General features: G+C 71.2%; 24 protein-coding genes and 1 tRNA gene. 12 read left to right on the forward strand and 13 right to left on the reverse strand.

Translation table 11 applies throughout. The features are described 5' to 3' along the window. Positions 1-21: 21 nt before the first annotated feature. Positions 22-1,182 carry an ROK family protein gene (locus BN4251_RS08425; RefSeq protein WP_087484657.1) on the reverse strand — a complete coding sequence of 387 codons (1,161 nt, stop codon included), beginning with the start codon at positions 1,180-1,182 and terminating at the stop codon, positions 22-24. A gap of 111 nt (positions 1,183-1,293) precedes the next feature. On the opposite strand from BN4251_RS08425, the gene BN4251_RS08430 reads away from it, so the two are divergent. Beyond that, positions 1,294-1,971 (forward strand): hypothetical protein, encoded by a 678-nt coding sequence (locus BN4251_RS08430; RefSeq protein WP_087484658.1) that lies wholly within the window; start codon positions 1,294-1,296, stop codon positions 1,969-1,971. A gap of 11 nt (positions 1,972-1,982) precedes the next feature. Here the strand turns inward: BN4251_RS08430 and BN4251_RS08435 are convergent, their stop codons facing one another. After that, entirely contained in the window at positions 1,983-2,636 is a 654-nt protein-coding gene (locus BN4251_RS08435) for a PH domain-containing protein (protein ID WP_087484659.1), read from the reverse strand. A gap of 64 nt (positions 2,637-2,700) precedes the next feature. Here BN4251_RS08435 and BN4251_RS08440 point away from each other — a divergent pair, with 64 nt between their 5' ends. From BN4251_RS08440 to BN4251_RS08465, 6 genes are all read left to right on the forward strand, one after another. Further along, positions 2,701-3,333, forward strand: coding sequence for a hypothetical protein (locus BN4251_RS08440; protein WP_087484660.1), 633 nt, complete (start codon positions 2,701-2,703; stop codon positions 3,331-3,333). A 233-nt stretch (positions 3,334-3,566) separates the two neighbouring features. Continuing rightward, positions 3,567-4,199 (forward strand): DUF47 family protein, encoded by a 633-nt coding sequence (locus tag BN4251_RS08445; RefSeq protein WP_245810261.1) that lies wholly within the window; start codon positions 3,567-3,569, stop codon positions 4,197-4,199. Beyond that, positions 4,200-5,216: an inorganic phosphate transporter gene (locus tag BN4251_RS08450; RefSeq protein WP_087484662.1), complete on the forward strand. Its 1,017-nt coding sequence runs from the start codon at positions 4,200-4,202 to the stop codon at positions 5,214-5,216. 102 nt (positions 5,217-5,318) lie between these two features. Continuing rightward, positions 5,319-6,209: a hypothetical protein gene (locus tag BN4251_RS08455; RefSeq protein WP_087484663.1), complete on the forward strand. Its 891-nt coding sequence runs from the start codon at positions 5,319-5,321 to the stop codon at positions 6,207-6,209. 127 nt (positions 6,210-6,336) lie between these two features. After that, positions 6,337-7,977, forward strand: coding sequence for a phosphoglucomutase (alpha-D-glucose-1,6-bisphosphate-dependent) (gene pgm / locus BN4251_RS08460; RefSeq protein ID WP_170931894.1), 1,641 nt, complete (start codon positions 6,337-6,339; stop codon positions 7,975-7,977). Between the two features lie 375 nt (positions 7,978-8,352). Continuing rightward, positions 8,353-9,579 carry a hypothetical protein gene (locus tag BN4251_RS08465; RefSeq protein WP_087484664.1) on the forward strand — a complete coding sequence of 409 codons (1,227 nt, stop codon included), beginning with the start codon at positions 8,353-8,355 and terminating at the stop codon, positions 9,577-9,579. A 45-nt stretch (positions 9,580-9,624) separates the two neighbouring features. Here BN4251_RS08465 and BN4251_RS08470 read toward each other — a convergent pair whose 3' ends face one another. Next, positions 9,625-10,143, reverse strand: coding sequence for an arsenate reductase/protein-tyrosine-phosphatase family protein (locus BN4251_RS08470; RefSeq protein WP_087484665.1), 519 nt, complete (start codon positions 10,141-10,143; stop codon positions 9,625-9,627). A gap of 157 nt (positions 10,144-10,300) precedes the next feature. Here BN4251_RS08470 and BN4251_RS08475 point away from each other — a divergent pair, with 157 nt between their 5' ends. The 4 genes from BN4251_RS08475 to BN4251_RS08490 all read left to right on the forward strand — a co-directional run bounded on the left by BN4251_RS08475 (position 10,301) and on the right by BN4251_RS08490 (position 13,495). Continuing rightward, a complete protein-coding gene (locus BN4251_RS08475; RefSeq protein WP_087484666.1) occupies positions 10,301-10,786 on the forward strand; it encodes a GNAT family N-acetyltransferase in 486 nt (161 codons plus the stop codon). Positions 10,787-10,792: 6 nt separating this feature from the next. Further along, positions 10,793-11,857, forward strand: a complete 1,065-nt coding sequence (locus tag BN4251_RS08480) for an App1 family protein phosphatidate phosphatase (protein ID WP_087484667.1) — start codon at positions 10,793-10,795, stop codon at positions 11,855-11,857. Continuing rightward, on the forward strand, positions 11,854-12,414 hold the full coding sequence (locus BN4251_RS08485; protein WP_087484668.1) for a GNAT family N-acetyltransferase: 561 nt from the start codon (positions 11,854-11,856) through the stop codon (positions 12,412-12,414). Before BN4251_RS08480 ends, BN4251_RS08485 begins: the two co-directional genes overlap by 4 nt. Positions 12,415-12,475: 61 nt before the next feature. Continuing rightward, positions 12,476-13,495, forward strand: coding sequence for an aldo/keto reductase (locus tag BN4251_RS08490; RefSeq protein WP_087484669.1), 1,020 nt, complete (start codon positions 12,476-12,478; stop codon positions 13,493-13,495). Between the two features lie 107 nt (positions 13,496-13,602). Here BN4251_RS08490 and ppc read toward each other — a convergent pair whose 3' ends face one another. From ppc to BN4251_RS08515, 5 genes are all read right to left on the reverse strand, one after another. Beyond that, positions 13,603-16,431, reverse strand: a complete 2,829-nt coding sequence (gene ppc, locus BN4251_RS08495; protein ID WP_087484670.1) for a phosphoenolpyruvate carboxylase — start codon at positions 16,429-16,431, stop codon at positions 13,603-13,605. A gap of 145 nt (positions 16,432-16,576) precedes the next feature. Then, positions 16,577-17,374: an amino acid ABC transporter ATP-binding protein gene (locus BN4251_RS08500; protein ID WP_245810262.1), complete on the reverse strand. Its 798-nt coding sequence runs from the start codon at positions 17,372-17,374 to the stop codon at positions 16,577-16,579. Further along, positions 17,367-18,029 (reverse strand): ectoine/hydroxyectoine ABC transporter permease subunit EhuD, encoded by a 663-nt coding sequence (ehuD, locus tag BN4251_RS08505; RefSeq protein ID WP_087484671.1) that lies wholly within the window; start codon positions 18,027-18,029, stop codon positions 17,367-17,369. Before ehuD ends, BN4251_RS08500 begins: the two co-directional genes overlap by 8 nt. Next, positions 18,026-18,856 carry an ectoine/hydroxyectoine ABC transporter permease subunit EhuC gene (gene ehuC / locus BN4251_RS08510; protein WP_087484672.1) on the reverse strand — a complete coding sequence of 277 codons (831 nt, stop codon included), beginning with the start codon at positions 18,854-18,856 and terminating at the stop codon, positions 18,026-18,028. Before ehuC ends, ehuD begins: the two co-directional genes overlap by 4 nt. A gap of 85 nt (positions 18,857-18,941) precedes the next feature. Then, positions 18,942-19,865, reverse strand: coding sequence for a transporter substrate-binding domain-containing protein (locus BN4251_RS08515; RefSeq protein WP_087484673.1), 924 nt, complete (start codon positions 19,863-19,865; stop codon positions 18,942-18,944). Between the two features lie 288 nt (positions 19,866-20,153). On the opposite strand from BN4251_RS08515, the gene BN4251_RS08520 reads away from it, so the two are divergent. Beyond that, positions 20,154-20,951, forward strand: coding sequence for a GntR family transcriptional regulator (locus BN4251_RS08520; RefSeq protein ID WP_087484674.1), 798 nt, complete (start codon positions 20,154-20,156; stop codon positions 20,949-20,951). A 115-nt stretch (positions 20,952-21,066) separates the two neighbouring features. Here the strand turns inward: BN4251_RS08520 and BN4251_RS08525 are convergent. From BN4251_RS08525 to BN4251_RS08545, 5 genes are all read right to left on the reverse strand, one after another. Beyond that, positions 21,067-21,156, reverse strand: a tRNA-Ser gene (locus BN4251_RS08525). Between the two features lie 103 nt (positions 21,157-21,259). Further along, positions 21,260-21,733, reverse strand: a complete 474-nt coding sequence (locus BN4251_RS08530; protein ID WP_087484675.1) for a peroxiredoxin — start codon at positions 21,731-21,733, stop codon at positions 21,260-21,262. A gap of 36 nt (positions 21,734-21,769) precedes the next feature. Further along, the gene (locus BN4251_RS08535; protein ID WP_342744516.1) at positions 21,770-23,524 is read right to left on the reverse strand and encodes a potassium channel family protein; all 1,755 of its coding nucleotides are present in this window, start codon (positions 23,522-23,524) and stop codon (positions 21,770-21,772) included. A gap of 127 nt (positions 23,525-23,651) precedes the next feature. Then, positions 23,652-24,320, reverse strand: a complete 669-nt coding sequence (locus tag BN4251_RS08540; protein ID WP_087484677.1) for a helix-hairpin-helix domain-containing protein — start codon at positions 24,318-24,320, stop codon at positions 23,652-23,654. A gap of 19 nt (positions 24,321-24,339) precedes the next feature. After that, complete coding sequence (locus BN4251_RS08545) at positions 24,340-25,362, reverse strand: LacI family DNA-binding transcriptional regulator (RefSeq protein ID WP_087484678.1); 1,023 nt, start codon at positions 25,360-25,362, stop codon at positions 24,340-24,342. Between the last annotated feature and the right edge of the window lie 71 nt (positions 25,363-25,433).

A 25,433-nucleotide genomic window follows, 5' to 3' on the forward strand; every position in this document is an offset into this window, starting at 1 on the left:
GTTCGTCGGCCCCTGACACCCTCAGGGGCCGACGAACTCCTGGATCGCGAGCACCGCCGCACCGCGCGCCCACTGGTCGAACTCGGTGCTCAGCTCGCGGATCACCAGGCCGTGCTGGGCGGGGACGGTCGCCTCACGCAGGACCTGCTCGAACTCCGGATCGACCGCGCGCACCAGATCGATGTTCTCGCCGCCGAGCACGATCGCCTCGGGATCCACGAGCGCGACCACCGCGGCGACCGCGCGGGCGACGATGCGGGCCAGCTCGGCGCACAGCTCGAGGGCACCCGGATCGGCGGCGGCGAGCTTCTCCCGCAGCCGCGCCATCCCCTCGCCCGGGGCGAGCACGCCCCGCTCCTCGGCGCGGCGCAGCACCGCGCGGGTGCGGGCCGCATCGCCGAGGGTGAGCGGCGCGCCGTCGGGGCCGACGCCGACGGGGAGGCGCTCGGTGACCCCGGCGAGGTGCGAGTGCCCGGTGACCAGGCGCCCCTCGACCACGGTGCCGAGGGCGACGCCCGCACCGATCGTGAGCACGCAGAAGCTGCGATAGCGGCGGCCGAGGCCGAACCAGTGCAGCCCGTGCACCATCGCGGCGAGGTCGTTGTCGACCGCGACGGGCAGCCCCAGCCGCTGCTCGAGATGGTCGGCGAGGTCATGCGGCTGCGGCCAGCCGAGCATGGTCGAGCTGACCACGCGGCGCCGCTCGGCGACGCGCCCGCCGAGGCTCACGCCGATGCCGGCCACCCGGGGGTGTGCCTCAGCGAGGGCGGCTGCGGGTTCGGCGATGGCGTCCTCGACAGTCCCGGGGTCGGTGCCGCCGAGCGGGATCACGAGCTCCTCGAGGGCGTTGCCGCGCACGGTGGTGACCACGGTGTGGATCTCGTCGGCGGTGACCTTCACTCCGATGAAGCGCGGGCCGAGGTTCTCCTCGATGTCCAGGGGCTCCTGCGGCCTGCCCTTGCTGCGCGCGACCGGTTCGAGCGTGCGCAGATACCCCTCGCCCAGCAGATCGCGCGTGAGGCGGGTGACCGTGGGCGCGGACATCCCCAGGCGCGTGGTGAGGTCGCGGCGCGACCGGGGCCCGAAGCGCAGCAGGTCACGGTAGACCGCGCGGGCGTTCTCGCCGCCGAGCCCGCGGGCGACGCCGCTGGCCGTGTCGGTGCTCGTCGGATCCCCCTGCATCCGTCCAGCTTATCCGGGGAGGTGCAGCGGGCAGCACCGATCTGACATGCTTCCGGTGACAGTTGTTCCGGGCGCCCGCGGCGCCCGGCCCACGCCACGCAGGGGGACACCATGAGCGAGACCACCGCGACCGACGAGCAGGTCACGATCTACACCGCGTACGAGATCGACTTCATGCTCGGGCTGCGCGACACCGAGAACGGGCGGATCACCCGCGAGCAGGTGGGTCTGCGCCGCGCCCCCGAAGCCGCGCAAGAGTTCGTCACCGCGGCGGTCACGTCCGGTCTGCGGGCCCGCGGGAAGGTGGAGCGCTCCGAGGACGGCCAGTGGCTGCTGGGCGAGGAGGGACAGGTGGTGGCCTCCGCGCTGACCGCCGCCGACCGCTGGCTGGGGATCGCCCTGGCCGAGGGCGAGGCGATGCGCATGGCCTTCATCATCAAGGCGGGCGAGGCCATCCTCATGCTCACCCAGGACGAGCTGGACTCCTTCGTGGTCACCGCCCTGCCCGGCAGCCAGGAGGTCCCCGCGTCGGTCTCCGACATCGTGCTGGCGTTCCTCGAGGGCGGCAACGAGCGCACCGTCTCGCTGCGCCGCACCGACATCTCCGCCCCGCACGATCCGGTGCCGCTGATGTTCCACGTCGAGGCCGACGGCAGCTGGCGGGCCGGTCATCTCCCGCTCGACGCCGAGGGCATCCTCAGCATCTCGGAGGTGGATGCCGACGGGGTCCGCGAGACGACCCGCGCGCTGTGGGCCGACGGGGTCAGCCGCTCCCCCGCCTCCGCCTGACCAGAACCGCCTCAGAACGCGCGGCGCGCGGACTTCTCCTGCGCCCGCAGCTCGAGGCGCAGGGCGCGGATGTCCTGGCCGGAGGGCTGGGGCCAGGTCCAGATGTGGCGATCGAAGGCGGGCATCACCACCCGGGACCCGTCCCGCAGGCGCAGCGCCGCGGTGAGCCAGTGCACGGGGTGGACCACCCTGGACTCGATCGCCTGGACGTCCCGCCAGGCCACGTCGCGCGAGCGCAGCGCCCCCACCACGCGCAGCCCGTGCTCCGAGAGCTCCACCCGGGAGCGTGCGGTGGCGAGGGCGACCAGGGCGAACCGCAGCCCCAGCAGCGCGAGAAGCACGCCCAGCCCCGCGAGCGACAGCAGCACCAGCAGCAGGCCGAGCCCGGGCGAGCGACCGTCCTCGAGGCCGAGCACGAGCAGCAGGATCACCACCGTGCTGAGGAACGCACCGCCCAGCAGGAGGGCCGCGATCACGGCCCGGATCACGGTGTCCCGGGTCCCGGCCGCGGGCAGCAGCACGCGCGTCGCACCGCGCCGCACCTTCCCGCGGGTGCCGCGCCGCAGATCGGAGACCATTCGCTCGACGGTGGCGCTGCTGCGCGAGTAGTCGGGCAGGGCGGTGCGCGGGCCGCTGTCGGGGCCGAGCTGTCGCGGGATGGTCATGAGCTCACAGTAGTGCGGGCTCCGGGAGTGCGGCCTGCGGGGCACGGCGCGTAGTGTGCGGGCCATGTCCTCGAACGACTCCTCCCGCTTCCGTCGGCCCGCTCCCCTGTTCGACTCGGTCGCCGAGGCGATCCCGGGCGAGCCGGATCCTGCGACCTCCGCGGACCTGGCCCACGATTCGGCCCGGGCGCTGCTGGACGGGGTGTTCCACTCCTCGGATCCGGAGGTCGTGGCCCGTGTGGTGGCCCTCGCGGCCGATGACGGGCTGACGGATCTGAGCGCCCTGTGGTCGGGGGCGCCCGCGACCTCGCTGCCCGGTGCGCTGTGGAGGCTGTACGTGCTGCACACCTGGGCGGCGCAGGGCGGTGACGAGGTGGTGCGCCGCTACCGGGCCGGTTCGCGCACCGTGCCCGGGCTGCGCTATCTCTCCGGCTTCGCGGAGCCTCCCGAGGTCGAGCAGGTCCAGCGCACGATGGACGACATCCTGCGCGGCGCCTTCACCGGCGATCTGGCGCTCGCGCTGCGGCGGGCGGGGGCGGTGGCGACGATCGTCGCGCACGGCACCGCCCATCTCGCCGACGACGCCGCCGACGGCGCGGCCGGCGACGAGCGCACCCGGCAGGCGGAGCGGCTGCTGCGCACCGGCGAGGAGCTCACGGCCGCAGGTCACCACGCGGAGGCCGGGCGCCTGGACTGAGGCGCATGCCATCACGGGCGGGCCCGCGCTTGCACCCGGGGCGAGGTCGTGCCCTACGATGGTCGAGCGCCGGGCCGCGGTTGCCCCGGGCTCCAACATTTGCCGCTTCGAGCGGCCTTCGCGCCGACAGGCGCATCCCGGTCCGGCGCCTCGACGTGCTGTACTTGCCCGCGTCCGCTCGCACAGCGTGAGCGGCATGATGCGTCCCGGACGCGAGGAGGAGAACCGCAGTGGTGCCGTTCTTCTCGCGCCTCCTCCCCCATCGCAGCGAGCGACCGCTCTACGACCTCTTCGCCGAGCTGGCCGAGCTGCTGGTGCAGGCCTCGGACACCCACTCGAAGCTGCTGGGTCACGGCTACCGCGAGCGCACCCGCATCGCGCCCCGCCTCCATGAGCAGTCCACCGTGGCCGAGGAGCTGTGCCGCCGCATCGCCGAGCGGCTCGCCCAGTCCCTGATCACGCCCTACGAGGCCGAGCTGCTGTACGACTTCGCGCTGACCATCGCGGACACGATCGATGCGATGGAGCACACTGCGGAGCTGCTGGTCGCCTCGCGTCTGGGCCAGCTGCCCACCCCGCTGCTGGATGCCGCCAAGGGCATCGAGCGGGCTGCCGAGCTGACGGTGGCCGCGAGCTGGAAGCTGGACGGGATCCGGGAGCTCGGCGACTACTACGAGCAGGTGCGCCGGCTCACCCGGCAGGGCGAGCGGATGGTGCGCAAGGCGCTCGGCGAGATCTACACCCGCGGCGGAGCGACCCAGGAGCTGCTGCCCCTCCACGACGTGTCCGAGTCGGTCCGGCACACGATCTCCCTGCAGGAGCGGGTCGCCCGGATCGCCGATCTGCTGCGCGTCAAGGATGCCTGAGTGACCTCCGCCCTGCTGGTGACGGTGATCGGCCTCGCGCTCGCGATGGCGTACATGAACGGTTTCCACGACGCCTCGAACGCGGTCTCCACCACCATCACCACACGCACCCTGCGGGAGTCGACCGCGCTGCGGATGGCCGCGGTGCTCAACGTGCTCGGCGGTTTCCTGGGCATGGCGATCATCGCGGTGACGGCGCCCTGGGCGCTGCGGCTTCTGGGGCTGGGGCAGCTGGCGCAGGAGGTGGCGGACACCCCGGACCTGCTGGGCATGGCGCTGGTCGCGATGATGCTCACCACGATCCTGTGGGACCTGCTGACCTGGTACTTCGGGATGCCCTCCTCGACCTGGCACGCCTTCATCGGGGCGACCCTCGGCGTCTCCCTGGTGGTGGGAGCGGCGGCGAACTGGTCGGAGCTGGGGGTGCTGCTGCTGGTCTCGGTGGTGGGGCCGGTGCTCTCCGCCGGGCTCGCCTACCTGCTGATGCAGCTGATCCTGTCCCTGGGACGCAATGAGTGGCTCAAGCGGGGCCATCTGCGCTTCGCCCAGACCGTCTCGGCCGGGGCGGTGGCGACCGGGCACGGGATCAACGACTCGCGCCTGCCGCTCGCGGTGGTGGTCATCGCCTTCACCACGATCAGCGCCCCCGAGGGGTCCACCACGGCGGTGATGGCCGCGGTCGCGCTCGCGATCGGCGCGGGCACCCTGGTGGGCGGGCACCGCATCATCCGCACCCTGGGCCGGAACCTCACCGATCTCTCGGTCGCGCAGGGGCTCGCCGCGGAGACCTCCTCGGCCACCACCATGTCCCTCAGCCTCTTCGGGCTCGATGCCCCGGTCTCCACCTCCCATTCCCTCGCCTCGAGCGTGGTGGGCGCGGGCGTGGGCCGGGGCCTGCGCACGGTGCGCTGGCGCGTGGCCGGCCAGATCCTCCTGGTGTGGCTGGTGACCCCGCTCGCGACGGCGCTGCTGGGAGCGGCGCTGATCGGGGTGCTGCAGGAGCTCCCGACGGGCTGAGGCCTCCACCGCCGCGGGGCGCTCCCGAACGCTGTGCGGCGCTCGGCCGCCTGGCAGGATCGCCCACTATCCTGGCCCGGTCCCCGCCGAGAAGGAGCCCAGATGTCCGACGGTCAGTCCCCGACGCCCGCGCCGCGGAAACGTCCCAGCTACGGACTGCCGGGGCCCACGACCCCTCCGACGGGCCCTGCCGCTCAGCCGGGCTCTGCCCCTCAGCCCGGCTCTGCCGCTCAGACGGGCTCTGCCCCGGCCCAGCCCGATGGGTCCTGGGGCGGCTCCCCCGCCGGCGGGTCCTGGGGCGGCTCCCCCGCCGGCGGGTCCTGGGGCTCCCCGTCGGGCGGCGCCCCCTCGGGGAACGCCCCCGCGGATCCCTACGCCCCGCAGACGGGCCCGCTGCCCGGCTCGGTCAGCTCCGGCCACGGGTACGGCGCGGGCTACGGTCCCGGTCCCGGCCAGTCGGCGCCGCAGGCGCCCCGTCGGCACCGCGGCCTGTGGCCGCTGATCATCGGCCTGGTGCTGCTGGTGGGGGTGGCGCCCGTGGTGACGATCGGCGGTTTCCTCTGGTCGATCAGCTCGCTCGCGGGCGACGCGACGACCGGACCGGTCCCGATGGAGGGCGCCACCGCACAGATCGAGGTGCCGGCCAACGAGATGCTGATCGTGTACGTCCCCAAGGCCGACGAGGCGACGGCCGAGTGCACCGCCGAGGGTGCGGACCCCGGCGCGGTGACCACGGTGCCCAGCTCGAGCGACACCACCTTCGGCAACGGTGAGGAGTACGTCCAGGTGCTCGGCATCGCCGCGGTGCAGGACACCACCGTGACGGTCACCTGCACCGGGACCGATGCTCCTGCGCACCTGGGCCCGTACAGCATGGTCTCCATGGCTGGCCCGCTGCTGATCGGTCTGGTGGTCGGCGTGCTCGCGGGCCTGATCGGCCTGGTGCTCACCGTGATCGGCATCGTGAAGCTGGTGCGCTCGCGCCGCGCCTGAGCGCGACGGGCGGGCTGCACCGGCGCCCGCCCTCACCGTCTCAGCCCGCAGTCTCCGCCCGCGACGGGGCACCCGCCCTGACCTAGAGTATCGGCACGACCCCGAACTCGAGGATGGAGTGGTGATCATGCACCCCCGTGCAGGCCAGCAGGCACTGGAGGAGGACCTCGTCGACGTCGACGCCCTCCTGGACGCGTACTACGACCTCCATCCGGATGCGACGGACCCCGACCAGGCGGTCGCCTTCGGCACCTCCGGGCATCGCGGCTCCTCGCTCGATACGGCGTTCAATGAGGACCACATCGCGGCGACCACGCAGGCGATCGTCGAGTACCGCGCGGCCCAGGGCATCCGCGGCCCGCTGTTCATCGGCCGCGACACCCATGCCCTCTCCCGCCCCGCCTTCGACACCGCGCTCGAGGTGCTGGTGGGCAACGACGTCGCCGTCCAGGTCGATTCGCTCGACGGCTACACCCCCACTCCGGCGGTCTCGCACGCGATCCTGGTCCACAACCGCGGCCGGGCCGCGAACGATCCGGGCCGGGCCGACGGCATCGTGGTCACCCCCAGCCACAACCCGCCGCGCGACGGCGGCTTCAAGTACAACCCGCCTCATGGCGGCCCCGCGAACACCGACGCCACCGGCTGGATCGCCGACCGCGCGAACCAGCTGCTGAAGGACGGTCTGCGCGGCGTGCGCCGTCACGGACGACAGAAGGCCCTCCAGGACGCGGGCCGCTACGACTACCTCCACACCTATGTGAAGGATCTGCCCAGCGTGGTGGATATCGAGGCGATCCGTCGGGCCGGGGTGCGCATCGGCGCGGACCCGCTGGGCGGCGCCGCGGTGGACTACTGGGCCGAGATCGGCGAGATGCACGATCTGGACCTCACCGTGGTCAACCCCGAGGTGGATCCCCGCTGGTCCTTCATGACCCTGGACCGAGACGGGAAAATCCGCATGGACTGCTCGAGCCCGTGGGCGATGGCCTCGCTGCTCGAGAAGCGCGACGAGTACGACATCGCCACCGGCAATGACGCGGATGCGGATCGCCACGGCATCGTCACGCCCGACGGCGGCCTGATGAACGCCAACCATTATCTGGCCACGGCGATCCGGTACCTGTTCGCGCACCGGCCCGACTGGCCCGCCACGGCGAAGGTGGGCAAGACGGTGGTCTCCTCGAGCCTGATCGATCGCGTGGTGGGCTCGCTGGGGCGTGAGCTGTTCGAGGTGCCGGTGGGCTTCAAGTGGTTCGTGCCGGGCCTGATCGACTCCTCGGTGGGCTTCGGCGGCGAGGAGAGCGCCGGCGCCTCGTTCCTGCGCCGTGACGGCTCGGTGTGGACCACGGACAAGGACGGGATCATCCTGGCGCTGCTGGCCTCGGAGATCCTCGCGGTCACCGGCCGCTCCCCCAGCACCCTGCACCAGGAGCTGGTGGAGGAGTTCGGCGCCAGCGCGTATGCCCGGACGGACGCCCCGGCGGATCGTGCGCAGAAGGCGAAGCTCAAGGCGCTCAGCCCCGAGCAGGTCACCGCCTCCGAGCTCGCGGGCGAGCCGATCACCGCAGCGATCACCGAGGCGCCCTCGGGCGGCGCGATCGGCGGGCTGAAGGTCTCCACCGAGTCCGCGTGGTTCGCCGCGCGCCCCTCCGGCACCGAGGACATCTACAAGATCTACGCCGAGTCCTTCCGCGGCGACGAGCATCTCGCGCAGGTGCAGGAGGCCGCGAAGTCGCTCGTGGACGGCGTGCTCGCGAACGACTGACCCGTCCTCGAAGGGGCGCCGGGATCCACAGGGTCCCGGCGCCTCTGCGCGGTCCGGGGCGGACTTTCGGAAGGTTTCCTGCGGGCCGACGAGTGCCGCGCCCGGACACCCGGCCCCGTCCGCATCGCAGCGGTGAAGCCGCCGTGACCAGCGTTCCCACTGGTCACTGGTAAAGCATTGGTCAAGTCGGGGTCATCATTGCGTACGTCACGCTGTCGTGGCGCCCTGCACAGCCCCCTTGCGCGGCCCCTCCACCGGGTGAACGATGGGGTCGAAAGTAAAGGGCCGGTAGGGTAATCTGCTCCGTCGGACCCGCCCGAATTGATGCCGACCGCAGCCGCCGAGAGCTCGCGACCAGGAGAGGGGGCCAGCCGTATGCGACTGCGTTCGCGCCTGTGCGCCTGCTCCGCCGCCCTCGCCCTCTCGCTCCCGCTCGCCGGTGCGACCTTCGCGGAGACCTCCGACATGGAGACGACGGAGACCGAGACCGCGGAGTCCACCGAGACCTCAGAGCCCGTGGAAATCCCAGAGGCCACGGAATCCTCGCAGCCCGACGCCGAGACGCCCCCCGCAGACCCGCCGCCCGAGGAGCCCACGGAGCCCACGGAGCCCACGGAGCCCACGGAGCCCACGGAGCCCACGGAGCCCATCGTCGACGACCCTGCTCCCGAGAAGGAGTCCCCCGAGCTCGAGCCGACCGCCGCACCCACCGAGGACCCCGTCACCGACGACGAGGAGTGCCCGGACCAGGGAAGCCTCGCCCCCGTCCCCACCCTGCTCAGCAGCACCGTCCCCGAGGAATGCACCTCGGACGGTGCCGAGGACGACGGCAAGGAGCCCAGCCCATCGCAGGGCATCCCGCCCAAGGTGAGCAGCCCCGCCAGCACCCCGGCGACACCCACCCCGACCGGGGGGACCGACCCGACTGAGGGCGCGACCGGTAGCCCGACCACTCCCACGGAGACTCCCACCGAGGCTCCGACGGAGCCCGAGACCCCGTCAGGCGAGCCCTCCGAGGAGCCCCCCGAGCCCGACTCCCCGTCGGAGCCCGAGACCCCGTCGGAGCCCGAGGAGTCGGAGACTCCCGAGGAGCCCACGGAGAGCGCCCCGGGACCCGAGGAGCCCGCCACGAGCGAGCCCACCGAGTCGCCCGGGGAGGGCTCCGCCGCCCAGGACGAGCTCGACCCCGAGGCGGAGCGCCCCCAGGCCGAGGAGCCGGAGGCTGAGGAGCCTGCTCCCGAACCCGCCCCCGAGCCTGCCGAGCCCGCTCCCGCGCCGCAGGAGGAGCCCGAGCCCGAGCCGTCCTCGCCGCGGAGCACCCCCGAGGAGTCCGAGAGCGCCGAGGAGTCCGAGGTCAGCGGCGTCGTCGTGGATGAGCCGAGCTCACCGGCCCCCGCCCCGCAGCCCACCGTCGGCACCGCGGAGAGCGGCCCGGTGGTGCGCCTGTTCAACGCGATCACCGAGGACTCCGGATCGTCCTTCGGCCAGATGCGTCAGGTGCTGATCGCCGCGCTCGGCATCGGCTTCCTCACCACTGCCGGGTTCGTCGGCGCGACCTGGCACAGCCGCCGCAGCGGCAGCCGGCACGACATCGAGGGCTGACTCCCAGCGCCCGAGGCTCAGCGCTCGGCGCTCAGCACTCAACGCTCAGCGCTTCTCCAGCAGCTCCTTCGCGTACGCGATGATGCCCGGCACGCTCCGGCGCATCTCGAGGATCGTGCGATCGAACGCCCCCTGCCCCTCGTACCACGGGTCGTCCACGGCGATCTCGGTGGGTAGCGCCGCGGGATCCGCGCCGGGCTCGAAGCGCCGCCACATCCTGATCTCGGGCACCGCCGAGCCCTCCGGCGCCTGCTCGACCATGCGCCGCAGCCGCTGGGCGTGGTCGGCCGTCATCGGCAGCACCAGGTCCCAGGCGAGCAGCTCGGTCAGATGGATCGTGCGCGCGGTGTGCTCGAAGGGCCGCACATAGCCGGCGCGCTCGAGCGCGAGCTCGGTGCGGTCGTCCATCGGCATTCCCTCGGCCTCCCAGCTGGTGCCGGAGGATCCCACCTCCACCTCCCCGACCAGGCCTTCCTCCTCGACAGCGGCGCGCAGCATCACTGCGGCGGCCGGTGAGCGGCACACGTTCCCGGTGCACACGGTGAGCAGACGAATCGGCGACATGGCCCCATTGTGTCAAGGCCGGGGCCGTGCGAGCGAAGAACCGCCGAGGAACGTACACTGTCGGAGGGAGTGCATGCGGTGCCCCGTGCAACGCGAGCGCATGATCGCCAGGACGCGACGGCCCGTGACCACGCAACGACGGCTCAGGAGGACACCCATGGCCGACATCATCCGCGCGCACGACGACGACTGGTCGCTCGTGCGCGAGATCCGGCTCCGGTCCCTCAGCACGGATCCTGCCGCCTTCGGGCAGAGCTGGGAGAAGGAATCGACCTACGAGGACTCGGTCTGGGAGCAGCGCGTGCGCGAAGCCGCCTGGTTCCTCGCCGTCGAGGACGGTCAGCCGGTCGCCGTGGTGGCGGCCCGGCACGAGGAGGACTCGCCGGAGAACGAGCGCGAGCTCCAGGCCATGTGGGTCACCCCCAACTCCCGTCACGGCGGCATCGCCGCGAAGCTCGCCGAGGCGGTCTTCGACTGGTCCCGCGAGGACGGCGCTGACACGATCACCCTCTACGTGGGCCCGACGAACACCAGCGCCCGCTCGCTCTACGAGAGCCTCGGCTTCGTCGACACCGGTGACCGCTGGGAGATCGTCGAGGGCGATCCGGACAGCGCCTGGTCGAAGATGGCTCGCGGCCTCTGAGGGCCGGTGCGCGCCCTCTCCCGCCGCAGCGTTGAGCGCCCCCATTGGGCGGCGCGGCTCGAGGACCTCAAGAACTCCGTCGTCGGCAGCACCCTGCGCCAGCTGCGCTGGGACCTGAGGCTGCAGCCCTTCCACGGCTTCGGCTCCACCGAGCGCGTGCGGATCCTCGCGAAGGTCCTGTACGCCTCCCCCGGCACTCCCGCGGACTTCCACGACCAGCCGGTCCATGACCTGCGCACCATGGCCGTGCGCGGGTGGAGGAACTTCGCCGGCCAGGTGGCGCCGCACCGCTCCGTGCACGTGCTGCTGGGCGACCACCAGTTCACGGTGCGCGCGGACCGCGCCGGGATCGTCGATGCGACCTTCGACGTGTCCCTGCCGCCGGGACGCCACCAGGCGGTGCTGTGGACGGTGCCCGGCAACGAGGTCACCGCCGATGTCACCGTGTTCGCCCCGCGCGAGACGGTGGGCATGGTCAGCGACATCGACGACACCGTGATGGTGACCTGGCTGCCGCGCCCGCTGCTCGCCTTCTGGAACGCCTTCGTGGTCCACCAGTCCTCGCGCCAGGTGGTGCCGGGCATGCCGATGCTCTACCAGCGCCTGGTGCGTGAGCACGGCTCCTTGCCGATGGTGTACCTGTCCACCGGCGCCTGGAACGTGTTCCCCGTGCTCAAGCGCTTCCTGTACCGCAACGGCTATCCCGACGGGCCGCTGCTGCTGACGGACTGGGGCCCCACCAACACGGGCTTCTTCCGCTCCGGACCGGATCACAAGCACCGCGCCCTCGAGCAGCTCGCCGCCGAGTACCCCCACATGCGGTGGATCCTGGTGGGCGACGACGGCCAGCACGACCCCTCGATCTACGCGGAGTTCGCCGAGCGGCATCCCGACAAGGTCGAGGCGATCCTGATCCGTCAGCTCACCGAGCCCGAGCAGCTGCTCGCGCACGGTTCGCGCCGCCCGTTGGAGAGCTCCGCGCCGACGGGCGCCTCTCCCCTGACCCTCTCCGCTCCGGACGGCCACAGCCTGCTGCGAGAGCTGCAGCGCGCCGGGAGGATCTCCGTATGACCACGCGCTCCACCACCGCGTCGAGCCTCAGCTCCCCTGTTCTCCGCGCTGCGCGCGAGGACGATGTCAGCGCGCTCGTGGACCTGGTCCAGCTCGCCTATCGGGGCGAGGGCGGGTGGACCACCGAGGCGCACCTGGTGGACGGGCACCGCACCGATGCCGACGAGGTGCGCGCCATGCTCGCCGATCCGGCGGTGACGCTGATGGTCGCCGAGCTCGACGGCGAGGTGCTCGGCTGCTGCTACACGCGCCGCGAGCCCGCCGACGCCGACGGCGTCACCCGCGCGGAGCTGGGACTGTTCGCCGTGCACCCGCGCGCCCAGTCCCGAGGGCTCGGAGGCATGCTGCTCGAGGCCCAGGCCGAGGCCCAGCGCGATGCCGGGGCGCAGGTGCTGCTGATCCAGGTGCTGCAGTCCCGGCCGGAGCTGCACGCCTGGTACGAGCGTCACGGGTTCACCCGCACCGGCCACAGCGTGCCCTTCGCCGGGAATCCCGACTGGCTGAAGGTCGCGGACCTCGGGATGGACCTCATGGAGCGCCCGCTGGTCGCCTCCTGACCAGGATCTCCGTGGCCGATCGTCCTTCCGGGGGAGGTCGATCGCGCATTAGGCTCAGGGCATGAGCAACGATGCCTACACTCCCTCCCCGGCCCGTTACGATCGCACCGAGTACCGCCGTGTGGGCAGATCCGGTGTGCTGCTGCCGCCCATCTCGCTGGGCTGCTGGCAGAACTTCGGCGAGGACCGTGATCCGCTGACCCTGCGCACCATCGTGCGCCGTGCCTTCGATCTGGGGGTCAACCATCTCGACCTCGCCAACAACTACGGTCCCCCGCCCGGCAGCGCGGAGACCAACGTGGGGCGGATCCTCGCCGAGGACTTCCGCCAGCACCGCGATGAGCTGATCATCTCCACCAAGGCCGGCTACCGGATGTGGGAGGGCCCGTTCGGTGACGGCGGCTCCCGCAAGTACCTGCTCAGCTCGCTGGACCAGTCCCTGACGCGCCTGGGCCTGGACTACGTGGACATCTTCTACCACCACCGCGAGGATCCCGAGACGCCGCTCGAGGAGACGATGGGCGCCCTCGCCGATGCGGTGCGCAGCGGCAAGGCCCTGTACGCGGGCATCTCCAACTACTCCCCCGAGAAGACCCGCCAGGCGGCGCGGATGCTCGCCGACCACGGCACACCGCTGCTGATCCATCAGCCCTCGTACTCGATGTTCAACCGGCACGTCGAGAAGGGGCTGCTGGACGTGGTCGAGGAGGTCGGTGCGGGCATCGCGGCGTTCTCGCCCCTGCAGCAGGGGCTGCTGACCAACCGCTACCTCTCCGGCGTGCCGCAGGGCTCTCGCGCCGCGGGCCCCTCCCCCTTCCTCAGCGAGCGCCAGGTCGAGGACGCCGACTACCAGGAGCGGGTGCGCGGGCTGTCGAGGATCGCCCACGACCGCGGCCAGAGCCTCGCCCAGCTGGCGCTGGCCTGGGCGCTGCGCCACCGCCAGGTCTCCACCCTGCTGGTGGGGGCGTCGTCCGTCTCCCAGCTCGAGCAGAACATCGGCACGCTCGCGAACCTCGAGCTCACCGACGACGAGCTCGCGCGCATCGAGGAGTTCGCGATCGACGGCACCGCCGCCCGCTGAGCGAGCGGGCCCCGGCCCCGTCGGCCCGCCGCGACACGAGAAATGCGGCGGGAGGACCGATGCGCACACATCGATCCTCCCGCCGCATGACGTCGCCGCAGCCCGGCTCAGCCGGTGTTCTTCAGTCCCGCCGCGACACCGTTGATGGTGGTCAGCAGCGCGCGCTGCAGCTCGGGCGAGAGCTCCTCGCCCCGCTCGGTGGCGGCGCGGGCCCGCTGCAGCATCGCGACCTGCATGTAGGAGATCGGATCCAGGTAGCGGTCGCGCACGGCCAGGGTGCGCTTGAGGATCGGCTGGTTGTCCAGCAGGTCCAGCACGCCGGTGAGCCGCTCGATCTCCGCGACCGAGAGCTCGTACTCCTCGCGGATGCGGTCGAAGAGGTACCACAGGCGCTCGGGCACCAGGGAGTGCACGTAGTGCGCGGCGATCTGCATGTCCGTCTTCGCGAGCGTCATCTCGACGTTGCTGATCACGGTGCGGAAGAAGTGCCAGTTGCGGTACATCTCGTGCAGATCCGGCTCGAGCCCTGCCTCGCGGGCGGCCTTGAGGCCGGAGCCGGCACCGAACCAGCCGGGCACGATCTGGCGGGACTGGGTCCAGCCGAACACCCACGGGATCGCCCGCAGCCCGTCCAGGCCCTTGGAGGACGTGGTGCGCTTGGAGGGGCGCGAGCCGATGTTCAGGTCGCCCAGCTGCTCCACCGGGGTGGCGGAGACGAAGTACTCGGGCAGGTTCTCGTCGTCCACCAGGGTCCGGTACCGGGCGAAGGACGCGTCGGAGACCGACTGCATGACCTCGCCGAAGCGGTCGAGGGTCTGGGCCGGGGTGCGGGGCGCGGTGTGCAGGGCCGAGCCCTCGAGCACCGCGGCCAGCGACAGGTCCAGGTTCTCCTTGGCCAGCGAGGGGAGCATGTACTTGTCGGAGATGACCTCGCCCTGCTCGGTGAACTTGATCTCGCCCTCGAGCACGCCGTACGGCTGGGCCAGGATCGCGTCGTAGGTGGGGCCGCCACCACGGCCGACGGAGCCGCCGCGACCGTGGAACAGCCGCAGGGTCACGCCGTGACGGGCCGCCGCATCGCGCAGCGAGCGCTGCGCCTGGTGGATCTCCCACTGGGAGGTGATGACGCCCGCGTCCTTGTTGCCGTCGGAGTAGCCGAGCATGACCTCCTGGCGGTCGCCGCGCAGGCGCACGATCTCGCGGTAGGAGGGGTCCGAGAGCAGCTCGTCGAGGATCTCCCCCGCGTGACGCAGCTCGGAGACCTCCTCGAGCAGCGGCGCGAAGCCGATGTCGGCGCGGTTCTCCTCGCCGCCGGAGATGCTCACCAGGCCCGCCTCGCGCGCCAGCAGCGCGGCGGCGAGGACGTCGTCGGCGCCGTGGGTCATCGAGATGATGTAGGTCTCGATGACGGAGGTGCCGTAGAGGCGGTGGGCGTCCCGGATCTCGCGGAACACGTTGTAGGTGGTGCGGGTGGCGTCGTCGAGGATCGACTCGTCGTCGGTGATCGCGGAGCCGACCAGCGGGCGGCGGCTGCCGAGCTCGCGGCCCAGCACCGTGGTGCGCTCGGCGCGGCTGAGCTCCGTGTAGGGACGGTCCAGCTCCCCCACCCGGTCGAACAGACGGGCCAGCACCTCGTGATGCTTCTCGGAGTGCTCGCGCACGTCGAGGGTCGCCAGGTTCAGACCGGAGGCGGCCAGCACCTGCTGGGCGATGGCGAGGGCGCCGTCGGCGGCGCGCACGCCCCCGTGGCGTCGCAGCGACTCGCGCAGCACGTGGAAGTCGGCCTGCAGCTCCTCGCTGTCGCCGTAGTCCTCGCCGTGCACATGGGGCTCGCCGCTGCGGATCCGGGCGCGGGTGGCCTCCAGCTTGGAGCGCATCGCGCCGAGCTTGAGGCGGTAGGGCTCCTCGCGGTACAGCTCCTGCTGGACGGCGTCGACGTCGGAGTCGTGGGAGAGGTCCTCGGCGAGGCTCTCGCGCAGCTGCTCGTCGTCCCCGGTCAGCTCGCTCGAGACGGACAGCTCGAGGATCAGGTCGGAGATCGCCTCGATCGCGATGTCGATCCCGGTCTCGGCCTGCAGCTGCAGCACCTCGCGGGTGACCTGGGCGGTGACGAAGGGGTTGCCGTCGCGGTCCCCGCCGATCCAGGAGCCGAAGCGCAGCGGCACCTGGCCGTCGCGCAGGTCGGCGCCGTGCTGGCGCAGCTCCTCGCGGAGGTCGTCGAGCATGCCCGGCATGGTCTGACGGAAGATCTGGCGCAGGTAGTAGAGGGCGTTGCGCGCCTCGTCCTGCGGGGTGGGGCGCTGGCGGCGCAGCTCATCGGTCTGCCAGAGCGTCTCGATCAGCTCGGCCAGGTCGCGGTCCTGGCGGCGCCGCTCGGTGGTGCCCTCCTCGGTGTCCACGCCGAGGATGTCCGAGATGCGGCGCAGCTTCGTGAGCACCGCGCGGCGCGAGGCCTCGGTGGGATGGGCGGTGAAGATCAGGCGCACGTCGAGGGAGTCGACGGCCTCCTGCAGCCCCTTCGCGCCGAGCTCCTCGGCGACGGCGCGCACGGTGCGCGGGACCCAGGACTCCTCGGTGGGGCGCTCCTGCAGGGCGCGCACGCGGTAGACCTGCTCGGCGGCGTTGGCCAGCAGGAAGTACTGGCTGAACGCCCGGGTGAGGGCGGTGGCCTGCTCGAGGGTCAGCTCGGACAGGCGGGACTGGACGTCCTGCGCGCTGGCCTCGGAATCGGCGGACTTCGCCTCCTTGGTCAGCTGGCGGACCTGCTCGACGAGCTCGAGCATCTCCTGGCCGTGCTGATCGGCGAGGGTGCGGCCGAGCAGCGTCGACAGGCGTCGCACGGTCGCCCGCAGCGGGGCGTCGATATGGGGGTCGTCGCCGACGACGGGGAACTCGCTCGTCAAGGTCGGGACGGCGATGGCGTCGGAATCTGGCACGGGGCCTCCTGGGGTCGGCACGCCGGGCAGCGGCCGCCGACAGCATGCAGGGCGACCGCGTCGGCGCGGAACGAACGGGCACAGACTACAGCGCGGAGCCGTCGGCGCACCCTCGGGCGACAGTCCTCGGACTGCCGAGGTCAGCTCAGAGCACGGCGCGCAGGAAGTCCTGGGTGCGCTGGTTCTCGGGCTCGCTGAAGATCTTCTCGGGGGTCGCCTCCTCGATCACGGCGCCCTTGTCGAACATCATCACGCGGTTGGAGACGTCGCGCGCGAACTGCATCTCGTGGGTGACGATCAGCATCGAGATGTCGGTCTCGGCGGCGATGTCCTCGAGCACCGCGAGCACCTCTCCGACCAGCTCGGGGTCCAGCGCGGAGGTGACCTCGTCCAGCAGCAGGATCTCCGGATCCATCGCCAGGGCGCGCGCGATCGCGATGCGCTGCTGCTGACCGCCGGAGAGGGACGAGGGTCGGGCGTCCTTCTTCCAGGCCATGCCCACCTTCTCGAGCAGCGCCTCGGCCTTCGCCTCCGCCTCCGCCTTCTTCAGCCCCATCACGTTGACCGGTGCCTCGATGATGTTCTCCATCACCGTCATGTTGGGGAAGAGGTTGAAGTGCTGGAACACCATGCCGATGTCGGTGGTGGTGCGGCGCCGGCGCTTGTCCGAGATCCGCACGCGCTTGCCGCCCACCTCCTCGTACTGCAGCGGGGTACCGCCGATGTGGATGTACCCGCCGGTGAGCTCCTCGAGCGTCATGACCAGGCGCAGGATCGTGGTCTTGCCCGAGCCCGAGGGGCCGATCAGGGTGACGCGCTCGCCCTTGTCGACCGTGAAGTTGAGGTTGTCGAGGACGGTGTTGCTGCCGAACCTCTTGACCACGTCACGGAACTCGATGTGAGGGGTGCCGGGAGCACCCGGAGTCGCTGCGTTCTCAGGCAAGTTTCTTCTCCAGTCGTCGGATCAGGAGGGAGGTGGGATAGCTGGCGGCCAGGAAGATCAGGCCCGCCAGGGTGATCGCCTCGGTGTACCGGAAGTGGGTCGAGCCGTAGTTCTGGGCGACGTTCAGGAGCTCCGGGACGTAGATCACGAACAGGAACGGGGTCTCCTTGAACATGGAGATCGCGTAGTTGCCCAGCGCCGGCAGGGTGTTGCGGACCGCCTGCGGGACGACCACCGCCCGCCAGGTGCGCAGCCGCGGCAGCGAGAGCGCGGTGGCGGCCTCCCACTGCCCCTTGGGCACGGAGTCGATGCCGGCGCGGTACACCTCGGCCATATAGGTCGTGTAGTGGATGCCCAGCACCCAGATGCCGATCGCGAGGGAGGAATCGACGTAGGGCGAGAGCACCAGGTTCGCGAAGACCAGCTGCACCACCAGCGGGGTCATGCGGATGAACTCCACGATCCAGGTGACCGGGCCGTTGATGATCGGGGGCGTGCTGCGGCGGATGATCGCCACGATCAGCCCCAGCACGAGAGCGAGGAGGGTGCCCAGCACCGTCGCCACGAGCGTGATCTTGAAGCCCTGGAGGAGCAGGTCGGGGAAGACCGCGATCGCGTGCTCCCAGTCCCACCATGAGTTCGGTTCCGGATTCATGCCAGACCACCTCCTCCCATGGGTCCGGCCAGCTTGGCCTCGGAGTGGTCACGGACCACGCGTGCGGAGCGACCGCTGGTGCCGGGCGGTCGGAACAGCGAGCCCCAGGACTGGGACAGGGCCGGGCCGCGGCCGATGCGGTGCTTGGCGCGGACCTCGAGGCCGTTCATCAGGATCACGATCAACCAGGCGATCAGGTAGTAGGACAGCAGCGCGAAGCTGTAGGCGAACCAGGTGCCGGTGCGGTCACGCAGCTGCTCGACCTGGAAGAAGAGGTCGTACAGCAGCACGGTGTTCACGATCGCGCTGCCCTTGAGGAGCTGGATCCACAGGTTCGACAGGGACGGCAGCATGAGCGCCCAGGCCTGCGGGATCACGATGCGGAGCATGCCGCGGGCGGGGCTGAGGCTGAGCGCGCTGATCGCCTCGTACTGGCCCTTCGGTACCGAGCCGATCGAGCCGCGCACCACCTCGGCGGCGTAGGCGCCGTAGTTCAGGCCCAGGGCGAGCACGCCGATCAGCAGCGGCTCGAGCCGGAAGCCCAGGGGGTACGGCAGCTGCGGCATCACGAAGGCGAGCCAGAACAGCTGGACCACCAGGGAGGTGCCGCGGAAGAACTCCACGAACACCCGTGCCACGCCGCGCACCACCATGAACTTCGAGACCTGCGCGATCCCGAAGACGAAGGCGATCACGAGCGCCAGGGCGCCGCCGAGGACGGTCGCCAGGAGGGTCACCTGCACGCCGTCGAGGATCATCGGCATGCGGTCCCAGACCAGCTGGAGGTTAGGACCGAGGTCCTGGAAGAAGCCGATCACTCCATCCATCAGGGCATCACCTCTTCCACGTCGAGCGCCCCGGCGCGGCCCTCAGCGGGCCGGGCCGGGACGTCGAGTTCGTCAGAGCCGTGGATCACTGCAGCGAGGAGAGGTCACCGCTGCACAGGATCTCGGCGGTCATCTCCTCGGGCGGCAGCTCCTCCTCGGAGAAGCCGAACTCGCCGACGATGGAGAGGTAACGCTCGGGATCGGAGATGATCGCGGCGAGCTTCTCGTTGTAGGCGTCCAGCAGCGAGGTGTCCTCCTGACGGAAGACGGTGCCGCCGGCGCCGACCTGCTTCACGCCATCGATCTCCTGGACGAAGCTCTCGGTGACCTCGACGCCGTCGACGGTGTTGTCCGCCAGCCAGTTCAGCGAGATCGCGGTGAGGGCGAAGGCGTCGGCGTTGCCGGCCTTGAGCGCGTCCACGCCGTCCTGCGGGCCACCCACCTCGATGCTATCGAGGTCGAGAGCGGTGACGTAGTCGGACTCGACCGCACCGGACATGGTGGCGACGGTCAGGCCCGAGTCCACGAAGGAGTTCATGTCCACCAGGCCCTCGGGGTTGCCCTCGGGGACCATGAGCGCGGTCGTGTACTGGAACTCGGGCTCGCTGAAGGCGGCCTGGGCGCAGCGGTCGGGCAGGATGGACATGCCGGCGCTGACGGCGTCGAACTGGCCGGAGTTCAGCCCCGGGATGAGCGACCCCCAGTCGGTGAGCTTGCCCTCGACGTTGTCGATGCCGAGCTCGCCGAAGATCTCGCGGTGCAGGGCGACGGTCGCGCCCATCAGCTCACCGCCGTCCTCGAAGCTGTATGGGGCCTCGCCGGCGAAGCCGACGGTGATGGTGCCGGCGTCCTGCAGCTGGCTGAGCAGGTCGCCCCCGCCGCCGCCTTCTTCGCCGCCTCCGCCGCCCTCACCACCGGTGCTGGTGCGGCTGCAGGCGGCCAGGCCGCCCAGCGCTGCGGCCGAGAGGACCAGACCGCTCTTTCGGATGAAGCTTCGGCGGTTCTGCATGGAGATGCTCCCTTGCTCTGTGTCGTGCGCTCTGCGGTGACGGACGACACTACATGCTGTCCGACAATCCGCAGATCCGCATTCCGGATCACGGACAACGCTAACGCCCGGTCAGCCCCGGTTCCGGACGTCTGACCGCTTCGTGATGGTGTCGTGACCCGGGCTCGAGCGCCCTGGGCGCCCGGATGTGACGCCGATGACTCGCGCCGAGCGGGCGTGCATCGCTGCGGGGACGGATGATTAGATGACGCCCCGCGCGCACAACGCGCACGAGCACAGGAGGACGCGATGCCCCCTCGCCAGGAGACGGTCCGGCTGCCGCTGATGCAGCCCATCCGTCGTCCCTCGATCATCGATCAGGCCGAGCTCGAGCTGCGCAACGCCATCTACTTCGGCGATCTGCGCCCGGGTGACACCATCCCCGAGGTGCAGGTGTCCAAGCAGATGGGCATCTCCCGCTCCTCGCTGCGCGAGGCCTGCCAGCGCCTGGTGCGCGACGGACTGCTCACCCAGATCCCCGGCCGCGGACTGTTCGTCACCCGCATGGATGCGGTGACCATGTCCGATTTCATCGACTACCGCCTGGGTATCGAGATGCAGGCGGCCTCGATCGTCGCCGACCGGGTCGGCGCGCTGCGCGCGGACGGGGACGAGCAGGGCGCGCAGGATCTCCTCGCCCCGCTGCGCGAGAGCCTCGAGCGCACCCGCACGGCCCTCGAGGCCGAGGAGGTGATCGAGGCCGGCAACGCGGATCTCGAGCTGCATCAGCAGATCGCCGAGCTCGCGCAGAACCGCTTCCTGATCTCCTCGATGAGCACGATCGTGATCCTGACCCGCATGGGCAGCTTCTCCGACCCCCGTGGCTTCGGCGTGCGAGCCGATCTCACCGAGGTGCACGAGCGCCTGCTGGAGGCGCTCTCGGCGGGAGACGCCTCGCGCGCCCGCGCCGTGCTGCGAGAGACCCTGCAGGAGCTCGCCCAGCGCCTGCGCAGCGGCGGCGAGCAGCAGGACGTGGTGCGCGATCCCGATCTGCTGGAGTCCGACGGGCCGGAGTGGACCACCCTCGAGGACCCGGCGAGCACCTGAGCCCGGACCCGCCCCGGGCACGGGCATGCAGCACGCATGGAGCAAGCCTGAAGCGGGCATGCAGAAGGCCCCTCCCCCGCGGCACTGCCGCAGGCGAGGGGCCTTCTCCGTTCGGCGGAGACGAGAGGATTTGAACCTCCGAGGCGGTTTATCACCACCTACTCCCTTAGCAGGGGAGCGCATTCGGCCGCTCTGCCACGTCTCCTGGTGCCGACTCTCGCGCGGCACGCCGGTTCAGCATACGGGAGCGCGCGGGGAGCGCCAAAGCGAGAGCACGCAGATCACGTCACACTCGCACAACGCTCCGCTCAGAGCCCGAGCTTCTCCTGCAGCAGCGAGATGTGCTTGGGGGTTCCCACGCGGTACTTGACGAAGGTCAGGATGCCGTCTGAATCGATCGCGAAGGTGGAGCGGATGGTGCCCTCGACCTTCTTGCCGTACATGTTCTTCTCGCCCCAGGCGCCGTAGGCCTCCATCACCTGGTGGGACTCGTCCCCGGCGAGGGTGTAGGGCAGGCTCTGCCTCTCCATGAAGCGGTCGAGGTCCTCGATCGCGTCGGGCGAGATCCCCACCACGCGGTAGCCCGCATCGAGGAACATCTGGTGGTTGTCCCGGAGGTCGCAGGCCTGCTTGGTGCACAGCGAGGTGTTCGCGGCCGGGTAGAACCAGATCAGCGCCGGGGCGCCGCGCAGCTCGGAGAGGCTCACGCGCCCGCCGCCGGCGGTGGGCAGGTCGAAATCGGGGGCGGCGTCGCCGACGGCGAGCTTCACGGGGGCGGGCATGGGTCTCCTGGAGGTCGGGATGAGGGCGGCCCCAGCCTAGCCGCGCCGCTTGCGACGTCCCAGATAGAGCTGTCGGAAACGGTGCTCCGAGTGCCGATCGCCCAGCAGGAGCAGCTGCCCCGGCGCCGAGGGGATCGACTCGGTGTCGTAGCCCAGGGTGCCGTCCTCGTCGAGGACCGCGACGATGTGACAGCCGGTGCGTCGCCGCACCTCGTCGTCGCGCACCGAGCGGCGCACGAGCGAGGCCGGCCGCGGCACGAGGAAGAGCTCGTTGCCCTCGGCGACCAGGACGCGATGGCTCAGCCCGGCATGGTTCCACAGGTCGGTCGCGCCGATCGTCGCGTAGGAGAGCACGCTGTCGGCGCCTGCGCGATAGAGCGTGGCGACGTTGCGCTCGTAGGTGGCGCGGGAGACGACCTGCAGCTCCGGGCGCAACCTCTTGCAGAACAGCGTCAGATAGACGTTGAGGTCGTCGTCCCGCGGAGTGACCAGCACGGCCGAGGCTTGTTCCAGACCGGCCCGCCTGAGCACTCGCTGATCGGCGGCATCGCCCTCGATCACCGCGTAGCTCGCCGTGCCCTCGAGCACCGAGTAGGAGTTCTCGACACGACCCGGTGTCGCCTCGATGATCGTGTTGGGCACTCCTTCGTCGCTCAGGGCACGGGAGGCGGAGCGCCCCACCCGTCCCCCTCCCAGGATCACCACGGGGTCCTCGGAGAACTCCGAGCACTGGAACTGCTCGTCCCACTGCGCGAGATCGGCCTCCAGCCCAGCCAGCACGAGCACCGTCCCGTCGGTGATCCGCACATCCGGTGCCATCGGTCGCAGCCGGCCCTTGCGCATGATCGCCAGGATCCGCACCCGCGAGCGCAGCAGGTCCACCGCCTCACCCAGGGTGAGTCCCACCAGAGCGCTGCCACGGGCCGCCGCCTCGGCGATGATCGTGGTGCCGAAGCTGCCGATGGTATGGAAGCGCCCGGTGGAACCGAGCACGCGGGAGGCCATCTCGCGCCCCAGCACGGCACCGAGCTCGAGCACGTGATCGGCGCCGGCGAGGTCGAGCACGTCGACGGAGACCGGCTTGGACGCGGTCACGGCGATCGGCACGCGCGCCGCAGCCTGTCGCACGGTGAAGGCCACGTTGGTGTTCGCGGTGTCGGAGAGCGTGGAGACCACCATCCGTGCCCGCGATGCGCCGGCGCTGCGATAGGTCGCCGCAGAGTCGAGAGGCCCCACGACCACGTTCCGTCCCTGGTCGTGCAGCTCTCCGGCGAGGGTCGCGTCCTCGAGCACCACGACGGCCGGGACGCGCGAGCGTTCTGCCCGGGCGGCGAAGGTCTGCGTGACCGCGTCGGACCCCACCAGCAGCACGTGGTCGCGGAGCGCGGGCGGGACCCGGCGCGGGGTGCGGGCGGCGCGGCGTCGGTCCAGCCAGGGGGTGACCACGTACTGGATCACGAAGAACGGGAGCAGCACCAGCATGTAGACGACTCCGCTCAGGAGCACCCACAGCGAGAACAGGCGGCCCGCGTCCGAGGTGAAGGTGATGTCGCCGTATCCGAGGGTCGACATGGTGGTGATGGTCCAGTAGACGGCGCCGATCCAGGAGCGTTCGCCGGGCTCCAGCTGCGTCAGCGCCATGAAACAGATGGAATGGACCACGACCATCAGCACGCCGATCCCGAGGATCACCGCCCCTGCCCGTGAGCGTCGGCCGACGAACAGGAGCCGATCCGCACGTCGTCGTTCAGCAGGTGACCGACCCATCGCCGCCCTCTCCGTAGTCCTCATAGCGAGCCGCTCAGCCCCGGGACGTCGTCCCGGTGGGGCGGCTCTCCGGAGCACAGTAGGGCCCGATATCGGCCGGACGCACGTGCTGCGCGGGAGATGAGCAGTCCGTCACCGACTGCCCCGGTGCTCAGCTCTCCGGGTCCTGCTGCCAGGCGTGGGCGACGAGCTCGGCGAGCGCCTCGGTGTCGATCACGTCGAGGGAGCGCACCCACACGCAGGCCACGCCGGTGCGATGCTTCCCGAGCCTGCCCAGCAGCTCCTCGGAGCGCGGATGGCCCTGCAGCCCGTAGAGGGCGAGCTCGGCCCTGCGGGGGCTGAAACCGATCTGGAAGGTGTCCCCCTCGCGCCCGGTGGCGTAGCGATAGTGGACCTCGCCGTAGCCGATCATGCTGGGGCCCCACATCGTGGCCCGTTCCCCCGTGACCTCGTCGAACATCTCCAGCAGTTGTGCGCCTTCACGGCTGCGCCGGGCATCGAGGCCGGCGACGTACTGCGCCGGATCCACCTGCGTGGCATGGGTGACGATGTCCTTGGCGACCGTGCCGGTCGCGCCCTTGGTGAGGACCGTGCCCCGCGTCTGCGGAGCAGGCGGGTGCACGAGGGACGCGCCGTGCTCGGTGAGCACGGCCTGGAGGCGCCGACCGGCGGCGGGGCCCACGCCGTGCAGCTGCTGGAGCTCCGTCCAGTCGCGGCCCGCGAGATCGCCGACGGTGCGCAGCCCGTGCTCGGCCAGGGCCCCCGCGGCGGGGCGGCCAACGCCCGGGACGTCGACGATGAGGCTGCTCAGAGCCTGCATGGCTTCAGGATAGGCGGACTCAGACGAGCGCGTCTGCCCCATCGGGCCGGGCGATCGAGCCGCGGGGGACGAACTGCGTGGGCAGCGCGATGTGCGCGGGCGCGCCCACCTGTGCGTTCACAGTGCTCGACCCACCCGCGCCCGCTGCCCCGTGGAGCATGTCGATCGCGCGCACCCCCATGTCGTAGCGGGGCACGCGGATGGTGGCCAGGCCCGGCGTGACCATCGCGGAGAAGGGGATGTCATCCCAGCCCACCACGCTGATCTGGCCGGGCACGTCCACGCCGTAGCTGCGCAGGCGCTCCATCAGCGCGAGCGCCATCAGGTCGTTGTAGACCAGCACCGCGGTGGTGGCGGTCTGCAGCAGGGCCTCGGCCGCATCGCGGCCGCCGTCGGCGGTGGGAGGGAAGGCGCCGATCTCGCTCCATTCGAGCTCCGCCTCGGCGCAGAGCCGCTGGATCACGGTGCGGCGTGCCTGGTCCGAACGGCTGAGTGCTGGCCCGCCGGCGTAGCCGATCCGACGGTGGCCCAGGCGGCGCAGGTGCTGCAGGGCGGCGGGGATGCCGGGCTCGGGATCCGCGTGAACCCCGGGAAGGCGGGGCGAGACGCGGTTGACCAGGCTCAGGGGGGTCAGGCGGGAGGCCTCCTCGAGGGAGTTCTCGTCCATCCGGCTCGAGCACAGCACGATGCCGTCCACCTGAAGCGCGAGCGTGCGCACGAGCGGCAGCTCGCCCTCGGGCGACTCCCCCGCATCGGTGATCAACAGCTGGGCGCCCAGCTGGTGGGCGCGGGCCTGCGCCCCCTTGAGCACGGCCGGGAAGAAGGGGTTCTCGAGGTCGGGGACGATCACCCCGTACACCCCGGAGCGCCCGGTGATCAGGGCCCGGGCGGTGCGGTTGGGGGCGTAGCCGAGGGTGTCGGCGGCCTCGCGCACGCGTGCCAGCGAGTCGGCCCCCACCATCTCGGGGCGCTGGAAGGCGCGGGAGGCCGTCGCGACGGAGACCCCTGCCTGCTGGGCCACGTCCTTGAGCGTCACCGCCATGCTCTCCTCCGATTCACGCGCCAATTCTCCGCATCACACCCTCTGCAACTTTTGCACTCTCGCCCAGAGAG

Origin of the sequence: Brachybacterium massiliense, from assembly GCF_900184245.1 — a bacterium.
GTDB classification, from domain to species: domain Bacteria; phylum Actinomycetota; class Actinomycetes; order Actinomycetales; family Dermabacteraceae; genus Brachybacterium; species Brachybacterium massiliense.